16 protein-coding genes and 1 pseudogene are annotated in these 16,168 nt (G+C 72.1%); 5 read left to right on the forward strand and 12 right to left on the reverse strand.

Going from position 1 to position 16,168, the window contains the following annotated elements; translation table 11 throughout:
- Positions 1-141: pseudogene (locus tag AB0J36_RS30190) on the forward strand (phytochelatin synthase); the annotation flags it as partial.
- Positions 142-238: 97 nt separating this feature from the next.
- Here AB0J36_RS30190 and AB0J36_RS30195 read toward each other — a convergent pair.
- Entirely contained in the window at positions 239-934 is a 696-nt protein-coding gene (locus AB0J36_RS30195) for a DedA family protein (protein WP_357134367.1), read from the reverse strand.
- 259 nt (positions 935-1,193) lie between these two features.
- Here AB0J36_RS30195 and AB0J36_RS30200 point away from each other — a divergent pair, with 259 nt between their 5' ends.
- Positions 1,194-4,046 carry an aconitate hydratase gene (locus AB0J36_RS30200; RefSeq protein WP_363661435.1) on the forward strand — a complete coding sequence of 951 codons (2,853 nt, stop codon included), beginning with the start codon at positions 1,194-1,196 and terminating at the stop codon, positions 4,044-4,046.
- 104 nt (positions 4,047-4,150) lie between these two features.
- Here the strand turns inward: AB0J36_RS30200 and AB0J36_RS30205 are convergent, their stop codons facing one another.
- Together AB0J36_RS30205 and AB0J36_RS30210 are read right to left on the reverse strand one after the other, a co-directional pair.
- On the reverse strand, positions 4,151-4,396 hold the full coding sequence (locus tag AB0J36_RS30205) for a DivIVA domain-containing protein (RefSeq protein WP_357398660.1): 246 nt from the start codon (positions 4,394-4,396) through the stop codon (positions 4,151-4,153).
- 46 nt (positions 4,397-4,442) lie between these two features.
- On the reverse strand, positions 4,443-4,847 hold the full coding sequence (locus tag AB0J36_RS30210; RefSeq protein WP_363661436.1) for a hypothetical protein: 405 nt from the start codon (positions 4,845-4,847) through the stop codon (positions 4,443-4,445).
- 285 nt (positions 4,848-5,132) lie between these two features.
- On the opposite strand from AB0J36_RS30210, the gene AB0J36_RS30215 reads away from it, so the two are divergent.
- Both AB0J36_RS30215 and AB0J36_RS30220 read left to right on the forward strand, forming a co-directional pair.
- Entirely contained in the window at positions 5,133-5,348 is a 216-nt protein-coding gene (locus AB0J36_RS30215; RefSeq protein ID WP_363661437.1) for a winged helix-turn-helix domain-containing protein, read from the forward strand.
- Positions 5,349-5,357: 9 nt separating this feature from the next.
- Positions 5,358-5,498, forward strand: a complete 141-nt coding sequence (locus AB0J36_RS30220; RefSeq protein ID WP_357134358.1) for a hypothetical protein — start codon at positions 5,358-5,360, stop codon at positions 5,496-5,498.
- Between the two features lie 247 nt (positions 5,499-5,745).
- On the opposite strand, the gene AB0J36_RS30225 is transcribed toward AB0J36_RS30220, so the two are convergent.
- The 9 genes from AB0J36_RS30225 to AB0J36_RS30265 form a co-directional block, all read right to left on the reverse strand.
- Entirely contained in the window at positions 5,746-6,993 is a 1,248-nt protein-coding gene (locus AB0J36_RS30225; RefSeq protein WP_357170873.1) for a sigma-70 family RNA polymerase sigma factor, read from the reverse strand.
- A gap of 4 nt (positions 6,994-6,997) precedes the next feature.
- Positions 6,998-7,333 carry a YciI family protein gene (locus AB0J36_RS30230; RefSeq protein ID WP_357134355.1) on the reverse strand — a complete coding sequence of 112 codons (336 nt, stop codon included), beginning with the start codon at positions 7,331-7,333 and terminating at the stop codon, positions 6,998-7,000.
- An 83-nt stretch (positions 7,334-7,416) separates the two neighbouring features.
- Positions 7,417-8,028 (reverse strand): ATP/GTP-binding protein, encoded by a 612-nt coding sequence (locus AB0J36_RS30235; RefSeq protein ID WP_355053540.1) that lies wholly within the window; start codon positions 8,026-8,028, stop codon positions 7,417-7,419.
- Positions 8,009-8,395 (reverse strand): DUF742 domain-containing protein, encoded by a 387-nt coding sequence (locus AB0J36_RS30240; RefSeq protein ID WP_357134353.1) that lies wholly within the window; start codon positions 8,393-8,395, stop codon positions 8,009-8,011. Before AB0J36_RS30240 ends, AB0J36_RS30235 begins: the two co-directional genes overlap by 20 nt.
- Before the next feature lie 5 nt (positions 8,396-8,400).
- The gene (locus AB0J36_RS30245) at positions 8,401-8,823 is read right to left on the reverse strand and encodes a roadblock/LC7 domain-containing protein (RefSeq protein WP_357134351.1); all 423 of its coding nucleotides are present in this window, start codon (positions 8,821-8,823) and stop codon (positions 8,401-8,403) included.
- Between the two features lie 90 nt (positions 8,824-8,913).
- A complete protein-coding gene (locus AB0J36_RS30250; RefSeq protein WP_363661438.1) occupies positions 8,914-11,466 on the reverse strand; it encodes a nitrate- and nitrite sensing domain-containing protein in 2,553 nt (850 codons plus the stop codon).
- A gap of 124 nt (positions 11,467-11,590) precedes the next feature.
- Positions 11,591-13,195 (reverse strand): prenyltransferase, encoded by a 1,605-nt coding sequence (locus AB0J36_RS30255; protein ID WP_357134348.1) that lies wholly within the window; start codon positions 13,193-13,195, stop codon positions 11,591-11,593.
- Positions 13,188-14,105 (reverse strand): terpene synthase family protein, encoded by a 918-nt coding sequence (locus AB0J36_RS30260; protein WP_357398649.1) that lies wholly within the window; start codon positions 14,103-14,105, stop codon positions 13,188-13,190. The genes AB0J36_RS30255 and AB0J36_RS30260 overlap by 8 nt, the downstream gene beginning before the upstream one ends.
- Positions 14,102-15,439: a cytochrome P450 gene (locus tag AB0J36_RS30265; protein ID WP_357134376.1), complete on the reverse strand. Its 1,338-nt coding sequence runs from the start codon at positions 15,437-15,439 to the stop codon at positions 14,102-14,104. Before AB0J36_RS30265 ends, AB0J36_RS30260 begins: the two co-directional genes overlap by 4 nt.
- 463 nt (positions 15,440-15,902) lie before the next feature.
- On the opposite strand from AB0J36_RS30265, the gene AB0J36_RS30270 reads away from it, so the two are divergent.
- Positions 15,903-16,151, forward strand: a complete 249-nt coding sequence (locus AB0J36_RS30270; protein ID WP_355053546.1) for a DUF2630 family protein — start codon at positions 15,903-15,905, stop codon at positions 16,149-16,151.
- Positions 16,152-16,168 lie beyond the last annotated feature (17 nt).

Raw genomic sequence — 16,168 nt, forward strand, 5'->3', positions numbered from 1 at the left:
TACATCAGCGTCGTGGGCTACCGCGATGCCGGCAACACCGTGCGGATCGCCGACTCCGCCGATGCGAACACCGCCGCCTACGACATCACCGTCGAGCACCTCGCCGACTGGATCGCCACCCGCGGCTACGCCACCAGCTGACAACCACACCGCAAAGGGCCGGACCCCACGGGGTCCGGCCCTTTCGGCGTACCCGGGTCCGGGATCTTCCTGCCGGCGCGAGCCGGCGCCAGGTGCGCTACCGGTGTCGGGTCTGGGCCAGCGCCGGGTCGGCAGGCTGCTCTGAATCGGTGGCCGGCGCAGGCTCGCCCGACGGCTCCGGCTCGGCGGCCTCCAGACGGTGGGCACGTCGACGTAGCCACCACGTGCTGCCCAGGCCGGCCAGCACCGCGAGGACAAGGCCGGCCCAGGAGATGTCCTTGAGCCAGTGCTCGGCCGCCCGACCGACGCTGAACAGCAGGTACGTGGTGCCGAACGCCCAGACCAGCCCGCCGGCGGCGTTGGCCACCAGGAACCGCCGGTACGGCACGTGCAGGGCCCCGGCGAGCGGGCCGGCCAGGATCCGCAGCAGCGCCACGAACCGACCGAAGAACACCGCCCACACACCGTGCCGGGCGAAGCTCTGCTCGGCACGGGCGAGTTGGGCGGGGCCGAGATGACGGGGGAAGCGTCGGCCGAGCCGGGCGAGCAGCGGACGTCCGCCGCGACGCCCCACCGCGTACCCGATGGAGTCACCGACGATCGCTCCGGTCGCGGCGGCCGTCGCCACCCACTCGGGTTCCACCACTCCGGTGGCCGCGAGCAGCGCGGAGCTGACCAGGACGATCTCACCGGGCAGGGGCACGCCCATGCTCTCCACGCCGATCACCCCGGCGACGAGCAGGTAGACCGCGATCGGCGGCAGCGACACGAGCCAGTGCTGGACGTCGAACACGGGTGACCCTCCTCCGACCGGGCCTCGAACCCTACCCGCGGTCGACGCGGCGATCGGCCCCTCGACTACTGCCGCACAATCCGTAAAGCGTCCTAGGAGGCTAGGGATGAGGGGTGGCGAGCGGGCCGGCTGGGTTGCGCAAATAGCAAGACGGACGTACGGTTTTGTTTGAGAGCAGAATCGGCGGTAAGTGTTACCTAACCTCGGCGGCGCCCCGGCCGGTGCGACAGACTGCTCAGGACTACTCACGGTCGCTGGTGTGAAGGAGTACGACGTGGCGAGCCTCGACACCTTCGGTGCGAAGACCCAGCTACGCGTCGGAGACGCGAGCTACGAGATTTTCAAGATCGACAAGGTGGACGGCCACGACCGGCTGCCGTACAGCCTGAAGATCCTGCTGGAGAACCTGCTGCGGACCGAGGACGGCGCGAACATCACCGCCGACCACATCGAGCAGCTCGGCGGGTGGGACCCGACCGCCGACCCGAGCGTGGAGATCCAGTTCACCCCGGCGCGGGTGCTCATGCAGGACTTCACCGGCGTGCCCTGCGTGGTCGACCTGGCCACCATGCGCGAGGCCGTCCGCGAGCTCGGCGGCGACGCCACCAAGGTGAACCCGCTCGCCCCCGCCGAGCTGGTCATCGACCACTCGGTCATCGCCGACCTGTTCGGCCGCGAGGACGCGTTCGCCCGCAACGTCGAGCTGGAGTACGAGCGCAACAAGGAGCGCTACCAGTTCCTGCGCTGGGGCCAGACCGCGTTCAACGAGTTCAAGGTCGTCCCGCCGGGCACCGGCATCGTGCACCAGGTCAACATCGAGTACCTGGCCCGCACGATCATGGAACGCAACGGGCAGGCGTACCCGGACACCGTGGTCGGCACCGACTCGCACACCACGATGGTCAACGGCCTGGGCGTGCTGGGCTGGGGCGTCGGCGGCATCGAGGCCGAGGCCGCGATGCTCGGCCAGCCGGTCAGCATGCTGATCCCCCGGGTCGTCGGCTTCAAGCTCTCCGGCGAGATGCCGGCCGGCACCACCGCCACCGACCTGGTGCTGACCATCACCGAGATGCTGCGCAAGCACGGCGTGGTCGGCAAGTTCGTCGAGTTCTACGGCCCCGGCGTGAGCGCCGTGCCGCTGGCAAACCGGGCCACCATCGGCAACATGTCCCCGGAGTACGGCTCCACCGTGGCGATCTTCCCGATCGACGCCGAGACGATCCGCTACCTGGAGCTGACCGGTCGGGACGCCGCGCAGGTCGCGCTCGTCGAGGCGTACGCCAAGGAGCAGGGCCTCTGGCACGACCCGGCGGCCGAGCCCTCCTACTCGGAGCGCCTCGAGCTGGACCTGAGCACCATCGAGCCGTCGCTCGCCGGCCCGAAGCGCCCGCAGGACCGGGTGCCGCTGGGCAGCGCCAAGACGCTGTTCCGCTCGGCGCTGACCGACTACGTCGCCGACGACTCCACCGGCGAGCGTGACCTCAAGCCGAGCGTGGCCCGCGAGGAGCTGCCGCGCGGCGCGAACGGCCCGGCCGACGAGGCCAGCGCCGAGTCGTTCCCGGCCAGCGACCCGCCGGCCAACGAGTTCAGCGACCCGGCCGACGAGCCGCGCGACCTGGAGACCGCCGCCACCGGCGCGGGCGGTCGGGCCAGCAACCCGATCCGGGTCACCGGCACCGACGGCGTCGAGTACGAGCTGGACCACGGCGCCGTGGTGATCGCCGCCATCACCTCCTGCACCAACACGTCCAACCCGCAGGTAATGATCGGCGCGGCCCTGCTGGCCCGCAACGCGGTCGAGAAGGGCCTGACCCGCAAGCCGTGGGTGAAGACCACCCTGGCCCCGGGCTCGAAGGTGGTCATGGACTACTACGAGCGGGCCGGTCTCACGCCGTACCTGGACAAGCTCGGCTTCAACCTGGTCGGCTACGGCTGCACGACCTGCATCGGCAACTCGGGTCCGCTGCCCGAGGAGGTGTCCGCCGCGGTCAACGAGCACGACCTGTCGGTCGTCTCGGTGCTCTCGGGCAACCGCAACTTCGAGGGCCGGATCAACCCGGACGTCAAGATGAACTACCTGGCGTCCCCGCCGCTGGTCGTCGCGTACGCCCTCGCCGGCACGATGGACATCGACCTGGCCAACGAGCCGATCGGTGAGGACACCGAGGGCAACCCGGTCTACCTGCGGGAGATCTGGCCGAACAGCGCCGAGATCCAGGACGTCATCGCCCAGGCGATCGGCGCGACCGGCTTCAGCGCCGCGTACGCCGACGTCTTCGCCGGTGACGAGCGGTGGCAGTCGCTGCCCACCCCGACCGGCGACACCTTCGCCTGGGACAGCGACTCGACCTACGTGCGCAAGCCCCCGTACTTCGAGGGCATGCAGCAGGAGCCGAGCGCGGTCGTCGACATCTCCGGCGCCCGGGTGCTGGCCAAGCTGGGTGACTCGGTGACCACCGACCACATCTCGCCGGCCGGTGCGATCAAGGCGGACTCCCCCGCCGGCACCTACCTGGCCGAACACGGCGTGCCGCGCCACGAGTTCAACTCGTACGGCTCGCGCCGGGGCAACCACGAGGTGATGATCCGGGGCACCTTCGCCAACATCCGGCTGCGTAACCAGCTGGTGCCCGGGGTGGAGGGCGGCTTCACCGTCAACCACCTCACCGGCGAGCAGACCTCGATCTACGACGCCTCGATGGCCTACCAGGAGGCCGGCATCCCGCTGGTCATCCTGGCCGGCAAGGAGTACGGCTCGGGCTCGTCGCGGGACTGGGCGGCCAAGGGCACGATGCTGCTGGGCGTCCGGGCGGTCATCGCCGAGTCGTACGAGCGGATCCACCGCTCCAACCTCATCGGCATGGGCGTGCTGCCGCTGCAGTTCCCGGTGGACGTCACCGCCGCGTCGCTGGGCCTCACCGGCACCGAGATGTTCACCATCACCGGTGTGACGGCCCTGAACGACGGCGAGACCCCGCGCACGGTGACGGTCACGACCGACACGGGTGTCGAGTTCGAGGCCGTCGTGCGGATCGACACCCCGGGTGAGGCGGACTACTACCGCCACGGCGGCATCCTGCAGTACGTGCTGCGCCGCATGATCGCCAACTGATCAGGTACGGCTGGTCGAAGGCCGCTCCCGCTTCGGCGGGGGCGGCCTTCGCCGTCAGAGCCGAGGAAGGTTTGCCGTCCGAGCACGGGCGGGAAGCCCGCTGGTCACGCCGGTCCGTCGTGGGTGCCCGGGAGCGCGAGGGCAGCAAGCCGTTGGTCTATCGCCGCATCCACCTGCTGTATCTCGTAGCCACGTAGCCGCCGTCGAAAGCTGGCCGCCCGAAGCGCGTCCCGCGCGGCAGCCCGTGACGCCGCGCTGTCGGTAGCCAGAGCCCTGTCGACCTCGGCAAGGAGACTCTCGACCTGACGCATGTCGTAACCACGCAAAGCGAGTTCGAACGGCAATGTCATGCGGCCACCGTAGCGGTCGCCGGCTCGTGTCCGACGGGGTCAGCGCTCAGCGCAGCCGCAGTGCGACCGCGCGGGCCTCCTCGTCGGTCAGCGGCAGGAACCAGAGGAAACGGCGGACGATGGCGACCGGGCCGGGGCCGCCCGGCCGGCCGCGCAGGTCGCGGGTTGCCCGGCGGGTGATCCGCGAGTACTCGGGGATCAGGGTCGCCCGTCGGGCGGCGTCCGTCGGGGTCGCGGGCAGCGTCGGGCAGGGCCAGTCCTTCCCGCAGGCGTCGCAGATCCAGGAAGGACCATCGGCGGTGTGCGCGGCCGGCGGCCCGCACCGGGGGCGCCAGCGCTCTTCGGGTACGACGCCCGGCGCGCGGTACGACCGCTGGCGTGGTCCGGTCGGGTCGGCCGTCGCCGAATGGGGCCAGGGCGGCCGGCCGCTCGCGTCCTCGGAGGAAGACACGGCAGCGCGACGCGTGCTCGCTGAGGGTCTGGGCCAGCTCGGACAGCGCCGTGAACCGCTCAACCGGCAGCGCATCGCCCGCACTCTCCACACTCGATCCGCTCGGGCCGGATCGGCCATCGCCACGCACCGACGTTGACAGGCACCTGCATCGGCTTCTCCTCGGGCAGCACCGGCACCACCTCCACACGACGGGCGGAACGCCCGCCTCCTGTCACGAGGCGGGACGCCCGTTTCTCCGGCAGCGACCCGTGCCGACCCGATGTCTACCAGGGGCCACGCCTTATGCCCATCCCGTACACGGCCCGAGAGATCGAGGACGATCTGACTCGCCGGATCGCCGCCGGGGAGTTCCGACCGGGCTCACGCCTACCGACGTACGACGCGCCGGCCCAGGAGTACGGGTCAGCCCGGCGGACGGTCGCCCGCGCCGTGGACGCTCTCAAATCTCGCGGACTGGTGGTCGGCGTACCGGGCTCAGGAACCTTTGTCGCCGAGTAGCGCGTCGAGGTGACCAACAGTCTCGCGGGCGTCATCGACGTACGAGACTCCACGAACCCCGCCGGCCCGGCACTCGCCCTCGCCCCGGCGACCCGGAGCGCGCCGAGGGAGAAGATCGCGCCGATCTTGCAGTTTCTGTTGTCCACATGAGTGGGATACCCCTTTTGCCGGGACAGAAAGTGCAAGATCGCGAAGCGGGAGCGAGCGGTCCCGGCCCGTGGATCATGGAGTTGTGGTGCCTGGTTTGAGGTTTCACGGGGGTTTTGTTGCCCACCACAACTCCATGATCGACGAGGCGGGGCGAGGGCGGGGCGGGGCGGGGCGGGGCGGGGCGGGGCGAGGCAGGGCGGAGCGGGGCGAGGCGGGGCGAGGGCCGGGGGGGAGTGCGGATGGTTCGTTAGCGAGACAGCTCGTCCGCCCGGTCGAGCAGGGCGCGGCGCTGCGCGGGCGAGTCCACCGCGGCCGCCGCCGCCCGGAACAGCGTGACGGCCCGCAGCGGATCATCCTGCCGGGCCACCAGGTCGGCCTCCACCGCCCCGGCGAGCGGGTTGCCGGACAGCCCACCCTCGGCACGCGCCTCGTCGAGCAGGGCCAGCCCGGCGGTCGGCCCGTACGCGTAGCCGTGCGCGACCGCACGGTTGAGCGCGATCACCGGTGACGGCCGGATACCCGCCAGCGCGTCGTAGGCCCGCGCGATCGTCGCCCAGTCGGTGGCGTCGACGGACGGCGCGGTGGCGTGGCAGGCCGCGATCCGAGCCTGCCACGCGTACGGCCCGTCGTCGCGTACCCGGGCAAGAGCCGCCTGGCCCTCGGCGATGGCCGCCCGGTCCCACCGCGCGCGGTCCTGCCGCGCCAGGGTGAGCAGGTTGCCCGCGGCGTCCCGACGGGCGTCCCGACGGGAGTGCTGGAACAGCAGCAGCGCCCGCAGCGCCGCGACCTCGGACTGCTCCGGCATCAACGCGTCCAGCAGCCGGGCCAGCCGCACGGCCTCGTCGGCGAACGCCGGTTCGCCGTCAGGGACGTAGCCGCGGGTGAAGAGCAGGTACAGCACGGCGAGTACGCCCGGCAGCCGTTCGGCCAGCGCCGGCCCGGTCGGCACCCGGTACGGGATGCCGGCCTGCGCGATCCGGGTCCGGGCCCGGGTCAGCCGGCGGGTCATCGTCGACTCACTGACCAGCAGGAGGCGGGCGATGTCGGCGGTCGGCACCCCGCAGACGGTCCGCAGCGTCAGCGCCACCCGGGCGTCGAGGGCGAGCGCCGGGTGGCAGCAGGTGAAGACGAGTCTCAAGCGGTCGTCCTCGACGTCGTGCTCGGGCCGCGCGTCGGTCGGCGCGAGCAGCGCCAGGTCGTGCAGCTTGCGGCGCTCCACGGTGGCCCGACGCAGCACGTCGATCGCGCGGTTGCGGGCCACCGTCATGAGCCAGCCACCGGGATTGACCGGCACGCCGTCGCCGGGCCAGCGTTCCAGCGCGGCGGCCAGGGATTCCTGGGCGCAGTCCTCGGCCAACGCCCAGTCCCCGGTCAGTCGGATCAGGGTCGCGACGATCCGGGGGTACGCGTCCACGCCGGCGGCCGCGACGGCCCGCGCCGCCGCGGCCGGGCCGACACGGTCCGGCGCACCGGTCGTGGTGTCGGTGCCGGTCATCCGCTCAACTGGACAGAGCGCCGAACGGGCGCAGCTCCAGCCGCCCCTCCCGGGCCATCGGGTGGGTACGGGCCACCTCGATCGCCTCGTCCACGTCGGCGCAGTCGAGCAGGTCGAAACCCACGATCACCTCGGCGGTCTCCGCGAACGGTCCCTCGGAGACCAGCAGCTCGCCGTCACGAACACGGACCGTGGTGGCCGCGCTGGTCGGCGCCAGCACGTTGCCGGTCAGGCGGCGGCCCCGGGCGTCGTTGTCGGCCACCCACTTGTGGATGTCGGGCAGCTCGGTCGGGTCGGTATCCGGTGCGGTGTCGCTGCAGACGAACATCATGAACTTCATCGGTCGCTCCCTGTTTCTCGGGTTGTCGCCAGCATGACGAGCGGACAGGAGCGATCCGGACAGCCTCCCGGAAAAAACCTCGATCAGTCTCCGCTGGCGGCGCGGCGACGGGCCTCGCGGGTCTTCATGGCGTGCTCCATGAGGGTCACCAGCACCTCCTTGCTGGACTCCCGCTGACGCGCGTCGCAGAGCAGCACCGGTACGCCCGGGTCGAGGTTCAGCGCGGTCTGCACCTCGTCGAGCCGGTACTGACGCGCGCCTTCGAAGCAGTTGACCGCCACGACGAACGGGGTGCCCCGACCCTCGAAGTAGTCGATCGACGGGAAGCAGTCGGCCAGCCGACGGGTGTCGGCCAGGACGACCGCGCCGATCGCGCCCAACGCCAGCTCGTCCCAGACGAACCAGAACCGGTCCTGACCGGGCGTGCCGAACAGGTAGAGCACGAGGTCGTCGCTGATGGTGATCCGACCGAAGTCCATCGCCACCGTGGTGGTGGTCTTGCCCTCCACCCCGGACAGGTCGTCGATGCCGACGCCGGTCTCGGTCAGCACCTCCTCGGTGCGCAACGGCCGGGTCTCGCTCACCGCTCCGACCATGGTGGTCTTGCCCACGCCGAAACCACCGGCGACCAGGATCTTGATCGCGGTGGGCAGTGGCGTCGCTCCCGCCGGCCGGTCAGAGTGCCCGTAGTCCATTGATTACCGCCTCGAAGATGCTGTTGTCGGGAAGGCCGGCCGTGGTGTGCGGCTCGCGTACCTGCACGAGGTTGCGGGCCGCCAGGTCGCCGAGGAGCACCCGGATGGTTCCCACCGGCAGGTCGAGGTGGGCCGCGATCTCGGCGACGGACTGTATTCGCTGGCAGAGGCCGACGATCGCCAGGTGCTCAGGACCGATCCCGATCTCCGGCGTCACGTCGGCGCGGGTCGCGGTGACCAGGGAGATCAGGTCGAACGTGCCGGTGACCGGGCGGGCCCGCCCACGTGTCACCGCGTACGGGCGCACCACCGGGCCCGCATGGTCATCCACCCACTGATGCTCTGCGGACTCTCCCTGCACCGTCATGGCCGTTACCTCTCGCCAGCCGACTGTTCGGCGCTCCGCGACGGGGAGGCCACGTACTTGCCGACGCGGGTGACGAGCATCGCCATCTCGTACGCGATGAGACCGACGTCGGCGTCCTCGGTGGCGAGGACGGCCAGGCAGGCGTTGCGGCCGGCGGCGGTCACGAACAGGAACGACGACTGCATCTCGATGATGGTCTGCTGCACCTGCCCGCCGCCGAAGCGCTTGCCGGCGCCCCGGGCCAGGCTCTGGATACCGGCCGCCATCGCCGCGAGGTGCTCGCCGTCGTCCCGGTTCAGCCCCTGCGAGGAAGCCATCAACAACCCGTCGGTGGAGAGCGCGACCGCATGCTCGGCCTGCTTCACCCGGCCCACCAGATCATCCAGCAACCACGTCAGGTCGGCACTCGAAGCCGTCTTCTGGGCCACTTCGTCGTCCTCTTCTCGCCCGGCAGTTGCGCCGTATTCGTCTTGGGCTTGACCGTCACACCACGCGGAACCCGCAGCGAAGGTGCTCGGTCAGGTGGCTTGCGGTTCCTCGTCGGTCGAGTCGGGCGTGGCGCCCGGCGCGCCGCCGAGCAGTCGCGCCGCGTCGGTCCGGCCGCGCCGGGTGCCGGTCTGATAGGAGCTCATCATCCGGCGTACCTGCTCGGGTGGCCGTACCACGTCCTCCTCGTCGGACTCGGTCGCCGCCGGGTCGTCGCGCAGCTCGGGCACGATGTTCGCCTGGCGGACGCGGACCGGCAGTCCGGAGCCGGTGCGGTCCGTCTCGGTCCGCGCCGGGACCGGCCCGCCGTCGGTGCTCGGCTCGCTGCCACCGGTGCCGGCCCGCTCCACGGCGGGCAGGCCGGTCGGTACCGTCGGGCCCTCCAGGGCCGGCTGGCCCAGGACACGCCGGGCCCGGGTGGGCAGGTCCGCCGCCGCGGTCCGCTGGCGGGTGGGGAGTACGACGTCCTTGTCGCCCTCGTCCGTCTGCTCGGTGGTGGTACTGCTCTCGGCCAGCGCCGGGGCGACCGGGGTGACCGGCTGCGCCGCGCCTGGGGCGCTGGTGTCCGTCGCCGCGGTGGCGACCGCGACCGTCGAGAGGCTGGCGGGACGACCGCCCTCGACGGGGCCGGCGGCGGTCGGGCCGGCCGGCAGCGCGATGGCCGTCGGGCCGGCCGGGATCGCGCCGGAGTCCTCCGGGGCGGCGCCGTTCGCCGTGATCAGCTCCAGCGGGATGAGGACGACGGCGGTGGTGCCGCCGTACGCCGATTCCTTGAGGCGGACCCGCACGCCGTGCCGCTCGGTCAGCCGGCTCACCACGTAGAGGCCCAGGCGGGCGGCGTTGGCCAGGTTCAGCTCGGACTGGTCGACGATGCGGTGGTTCGCCGCCGCCAGATCCTCCTCGCTCATGCCGAGGCCCCGGTCCTCGATCTCGATGGCGAAGCCGTTCGCCACGAGCTGGCCACGGACCTCCACGGTGGTGTGCGGTGGCGAGAACGACAGGCCGTTCTCGATCAGCTCGGCGAGCAGGTGGATGATGTCGCCGACCGCCCGGCCGGCGAGCGAGACGGCCCCCAGCGGCAGCACGTTGACCCGGGTGTAGTCCTCCACCTCGGCCACCGCGCCACGTACGACGTCCACCATGGGGACGTTGCGCCGCCAGGCCCGGCCCGGGGTGGAGCCGGAGAGCACGATCAGGTTCTCCGCGTTGCGCCGCATCCGGGTGGCCAGGTGGTCGACCCGGAACAGGTCCTCCAACTCCTCCGCGTCGTGCTCGCGCCGCTCCATCGCGTCGAGCAGGGTGAGCTGGCGGTGAACCAGCGCCTGGGTTCGTCGGGCCAGGCTGAGGAAGACCTCGCGGACGTTGCGGCGCAGGTCGGCCTGCTCGACGGCGGTGCGCAGGGCGGTCTCCTGGACGGCGTTGAACGCCTTGCCGACCTGGCCGATCTCGTCGGTGCCGAACTCGAGCGGGGGCGCTTCGGTGGCGACGTCGACCTCCTCGCCTCGGCCGAGCCGGTCGACCACGCGGGGCAGCCGCTCGTCGGCGAGCTGCCAGGCGGCCTGCCGCAGCCGGTCGAGCTGGCGCAGGAGGGTGCGGGCCGTGGTGATCGAGACGACGACCGAGGCGATGACGGCGAGCAGACCCAGGCCGGTGGCGAGCACGAGTCGGACGACGACCATCACGGCCACGCCGGTGGCCCGGCCGACGATGTCGTCGCCGCCGTCGACGACGGCGTCGTTGACCTCGGCGAGCGCCGGCTCGACGGTGCCGCGCCACTGTTCGGAGCCGACCGGCAACTGGGTCGCCGGCCGGCCCTCGCGGATGATGCTGTCCTGGACGGCGCGCAGCCGGCTGAAGGCCTCACCCTCGACGAGCTGTTGGTAGCGCCGCTGATCGGCGTCGGCGAGCCGGGCGCGGGTCTCCTCGCCGAGGAACCGCTCGGCGCCGACCAGGCTGACGTAGCGGGCGTACTCGGGGCCGCTGATCCGACCGGTGCCGAAGAGGCCGCTGAGCAGCGCGTCCTCCTGCGAGATCAGTTCCTTCATCCGGTTGAGCTGGATCAGGGCGGCCGCGTCGGCGGCGATCTCCTTGTCGTCGAGGCTGCCGGTGACGTCGTAGATCCGGAAGATCGATTCGATGGCGTCCGTGTAGGCGTCCGCGGCGGAGATCCGGTCGACCTTGCGGCCCAGCACGTCGGCCCGGGTCTGTCTCAACTCGTTGATCTGCGCGATCGTGTCGTCGAGCTGGACGTCGAGGGCGGAGCTGCCGGCCACGTCGACCTGCCAGTTGCGGACCGAGTCGGCGAAGTCGTCCGCCAGTTGGGTGGCCTTGCGCTGCTCGGCCTCCAGGGCCGCGCGCTGCGCGGCGTCGGGGTTGCTGAGGTACGCCTGGGTCAGCCGCCGCTCAAGCTGAAGCTCCTGCAGCAGGGGTTCGCTGGGCGCGTAGACCCTGCTGTTGAGCAGCTGGACACCGAGCAGGTTGAAACCGTCCCGCAGGGTGACCCACGCCGCGAACATCCAGAGCGCGACCAGGGAGAGCAGCAGGGCGACAACCTTGGTGCGGATACTCGTACCGCGAGAACGCATTGAACCGTCCCAGGCAGGGCGTTGACTCAGCTCATCAACGGGTGATCATGGAGGACGACGTCCCGCCACGGCGGGGCGTACGGGGCTGAGGCTCTGCGTACGCTAGCAGTGTCCACACAACCCCTCAAGTCGCTGTTTTTGTTGCCTGGTAACCACAATCCACCACCGAACGGTCGACCCCGCCCAGATGGGCGGAGGCGAGCCGACAGGCAGCCAGGACAGCCGCGCGAACGATCGCGGTAGGACAGTACAGCTCTTTTCCGTACCACAGTGGAGGGTCCGACCGGTCGGACCGTTGGTGGAGATAGGCGTGGCCGCGCGCCACCGCGTCGTCGACCCGGGGCGCTCCGGTCGGCACGGCCACCAGCACCTGCAGGGCGTACGCGGTCTCCTCGACCGTGCCGTCCCACCGCCCCCACGACCCGTCGGCCCGCTGCCCGTCCAGCACCCAACCGGCGGCCCGGTCGAGCGCCTCGGCCGCCACGCCGCCGCGACCGAACTCCGCCAGGGCCAGCACGCAGCAGGCCGTCGCGTAGTACGGCGAGGCGTGCCACCGGTCCTGCCAGCGGCCGTCGGCGAGCTGGTGCGCCGGCAGCACGGCGCTGAGCCGGTCGACCGTCCGGTGGTACCGCGCGTCCGCGCCGGGGTGCCCGGTCACGTACTGGCCGAACGCGTCCAGCACGTGCGCGTTGGTGGTGACCGAGAAGCCGTCCTCACTCCCCGGCCAGGTGCAGAAACCGTCCGCCGTCTCGTACGCCCACAGGCCCGCCGGGTCGGCGAGGTGGCCGAGCCGGGCCAGCGCGTCCAACGTGACCGAGGTGGTGTCGGCGTCGGTCGGCAGCCCCTCGCCGGTGGCGATGCCCTCGGCGGCGGTGGCGGCGGCCAGGGTGCGCAGCACGGCCGCCGGCGGGTTGAGCGCGACACCGGCACGACGCAGGCCGCCGAGCACCCAGGCCCGCTCGAACACGGTGATCGGGGTCGGACAGGGCACCGGACCGTCGCCGTCGCGGATCAGCGTCCGCAGGAACGTGTACGCGGCGGGGCCGGCGTCCGGGCCGGCGGCGCTCAGCCAGGCGGCGGTCGCGGCGGGTGACGCGCCGACCGCGGTGAGGGTCGGCCCGGCGTCGGCCGGCGTCGCGCCCAGCACCTCGTAGAAGTGGGCCAGCTTCGCCGGCAGCGGCGCCCCGGCGGCGACCGCGCCGCGTACCGCCCGCAGCCGGTCGGGGCCGAGCCCGGCGGGCAGCGCGAGCGGCGGACGGGGCAACCGGTCGGCGACCGCCCGACCCAACCGGGTCAACCGCCCGTTGATCGACTCGACCAGGGCGGGAACGATGAGATCCAGCGCCGGAGTGTCGGGCAGCGCCCGCGCGTGCGTGGCGAGCAGGCGGCCGGTGAGCGCGTCCAGCCCGCGCCGCACCGGGGTGAGCAGGTGCGGACCGGCAGACTTTCCGTCGGCCAGCGCCGCGAGCAGGGCGTCGACGGCGCTGAGGGTGGGCACCAGGGCGTACCCCTCGGGCGGGCCCCACGCCCCGTCGGGGCGCTGCCCGCGCAGCAGGAACCCGATCCGCTGGTGGTGCCCCGGCAGCCAGGGCGCGTCGGCGACCAGCCGGCCGCTCTCGTACACCGAGGGGGCTACCTGCCCCCACGGGCGCAGCGCCAGGCCGGCGATCAGCTCGCGCGCGGCGTCGGTGGGGGGTTGGACCAGCACGTGCCCCGGGCCCTCACTCATCGCGTGCTCCCCAGAAGTCCGAGAGCTGGTAGAAGCCACCCGTGAAGGAGATCTGCCGGTGCAGGTAGTCCGCCTGGCGAGGGCAACGCTCGGCGAGGGCGGCGAGGTCGCCGCGGGACCGGGTGGTCAGCTCGGCGAGCCGGGCGTGCACCCGCGCCGGGTCGTCGACCAGCAGCAGGGCGTTCAGGTCGCCCCACTCGGCGTCCCGCTCGTGCGTGGCGAGGTCGTTGACCAGCCGCAGCACCCGCTGCACGCCACGGCCGGCGTCGAGCAGGTCGGTCAACTGGGCGAGGGTCCTGTCGTCACCGGTGGCGATCCAGTGGGTGACGTTGACGAAGGAGCAGGCGAGGTTGTCGGCGTTGTCCAGGTAGCGGTCCAGGTCCGGCAGGCGCTGCCCGGTGGTCGGGTCGGTGGGCAGGTTCTTCCAGTCCCACTCCCGCGACACGGCGGCGAGCATCCGGGCCAGCTCCTCGCGCCAGATCGGGCGCAGCCGGCGGAACGCCGGCACGGCGGCCAGCTCGTCGCGCAGGTCGGCCAACAGTCGCGCGAGGTGCCGGCCGGGCGGCGGCGCGGCGCCGTCGGCGACCGCCAGGCAGTCGGTCACGATCGCCCGGACGTCGTCCGCCGACCGGGCGAGGTAGTCGACCTGCCAGTCGGCGGCGAAGACCCAGAGCAGGGTACGGGTGGTGAGCCGCAGTTCGGCGGCGGTGTGCCACGGCGCGGTGAACGCGATCGCGGTGGCCACCGAACTGAGCAGCGCGGCGTCGAACGGCGCGGCGTCGAAGAGTTCCGGGTGGGCGGCGGTGACGGCCTGCAGGTCGCGGACGCCTCGTACGGCGAGCGCGCACACCCGGCCCTGCTCGGCGACGGCGTCGGGCCCGGCCTGCACCGGCCACGGCGCGCCGGTCACGAGACGACCGGGCGTTCGACCGGAGTGACGATCAGCTCGGCCCGCTGCTTGGGTTGCAGCGAGGCGCCGAGCCGGGGTGTCAGGCCGACGGGCTCGCGCAGCCGGAACCGGTAGCGGCTCAGCACGGTGCTGACGATGAGCTGCGCCTCCAGCAGGAACAGGTACTGCCCGAGGCACTGGTGCGGCCCACCACCGAACGGGAAGTACGAGTAGCGGTAGCGCCGGCGGGGCTTCTCCGGCGCGAAGCGCTCCGGATCGAACAGCGTCGGATCGTCCCAGAAGGTCGACATCCGCTGGGTGACGTACGGGCTGACCAGCACGGTGCCACCCGCCTTGATCCGCGCACCGCCCAGCACGTCGTCCGCGACGGCGGTACGGGGGATCATCCAACCGGCCGGGTAGAGCCGCAGCATCTCGTCGAGCACCATCCGGCCGTAGCGCAGCTGCGGCAGGTGCTCGCGGCCGACCCGTTCGGAGCCCACCACCCGCTCGATCTCGTCGGTCATCAGCTCCGCCACGTCGGGCCGGGACGCCAGCACCGGCCACAGCCAGGAGAGCAGCGCGATCGTGGTCTCGGTGGCGGTGGAGAACATCGCGACCACGTCGCCGCGGATCGCGTACTCGTCGGGCTCGCTGCCGTCGGCGCGCGGCCGGCAGAGGGTGGAGATGATGTCGTCGCCGTCGGTGGGCCGGGCGCGGGCCTCCCGGATGATCGGCAGCACCACCTCGTCGATGGTCCGCACCGCCTCGCGGAAGGGCCGGTCGCCGGGCATCGGCACCGCGTACGGCACGAACGGCACCAGCAGACGCGGGAGCATCGCGGTGGTGACGGTGTCCAGCGCGGCGCTGATCCGCAACGCGTCCGGCACCGAGATGCGGTCGGCGAAGAGCACCCGCATCGTGGTCCGCAGCACGATCCGGGTGAGTTCCGCGCCGCCGTCGATCGGGCGGCCGTCGCGGGCCGGCTCCAGCCACTCGTCGACGGCCTCGTTGATCGCCTCGGCCATCCGGTCGACGAGCGTCTCGGCGCGCTTGGCGGTGAACAGGGGTTGCAGCGCGCCGCGGCTGGACTCCCAGATCTCACCCTCGGCGACCAGGATGGCGTCGCCGACGATCCGCCGGACCGGCCGCCACAACAGGCCCTCCCCGTCGCGGGTGTAGTTGGCAACGTTGTCCCTCAGCACTCGTTGCAGGTGCTCGGGATGGCTGACCAGGTAGGGACGGAACGAGCCGAGGTTCAGCCGGACGACGTCGCCACCGGCGGCGTCCGCGAAGCCGACGAGCGCGCCGAGCGGATCGCGGACCAGCGCGGGCAGGGCACGACGGAGTGGGATCATCCGGGGTTCGGTGCTGACGGGGGCGGGGCCGGCATCGGACACCTGGGACATGCGCTGTCTCCTCGTCGCCCCGGCGGCCTGGGCGGTCCACTTCGGCCGGTCGGGACTGTGGAATTTTCACCTTCTGGGCGTCGGAAGCATCTCACCAAATCCGGGACACCTCCAGACCTGTGACCGGTGAGATTCGATCGTTGCCCTAGACGGGCATCGATGTCTGCGCCCCGGTCGGTCCTGAGTGGATTGTCAGGACCCGGCACCGGCGCAGGTCGCGCCCGTAGATCGATCCGCCGCCGCCGTCGGCCGGTCCGAACGACGACGGTTCCGCGGTCGGTCGTCCACCGGACCCGCCGGGGCGGGCCACGTCCGGGCAGTCCCAGAGGGCGGGCAGCGCAGTGAGCAAGGACGCACCGGTACCCCCGAATCCGGGCGATGACGGGCACCCTGTGCCAGGCTCTGTGGCATGGACGACAAGACCATCCTGAACCGGATCTCCGAGCTGGTCGACGAGGAGCACCGGCTGCGCGCGGAGGCCCAGGCCCACGAGTCCGGCACCGAGGGCGAGACCAGCGAGCGGCTGCGCGCCCTGGAGGAATCCCTCGACCAGTGCTGGGACCTGCTGCGCCGCCGCCGGGCCGCCCGATCCAGCCACGGCGACCCCGACTCGCAGGGCGAACGCCCCAAGCCCGAGGTGGAGCGCTACCTGCAGTGATCGACACGGGCGGGTCG

Source organism: Micromonospora sp. NPDC049662, assembly GCF_040675055.1.
In the GTDB taxonomy this organism is placed as follows: domain Bacteria; phylum Actinomycetota; class Actinomycetes; order Mycobacteriales; family Micromonosporaceae; genus Micromonospora.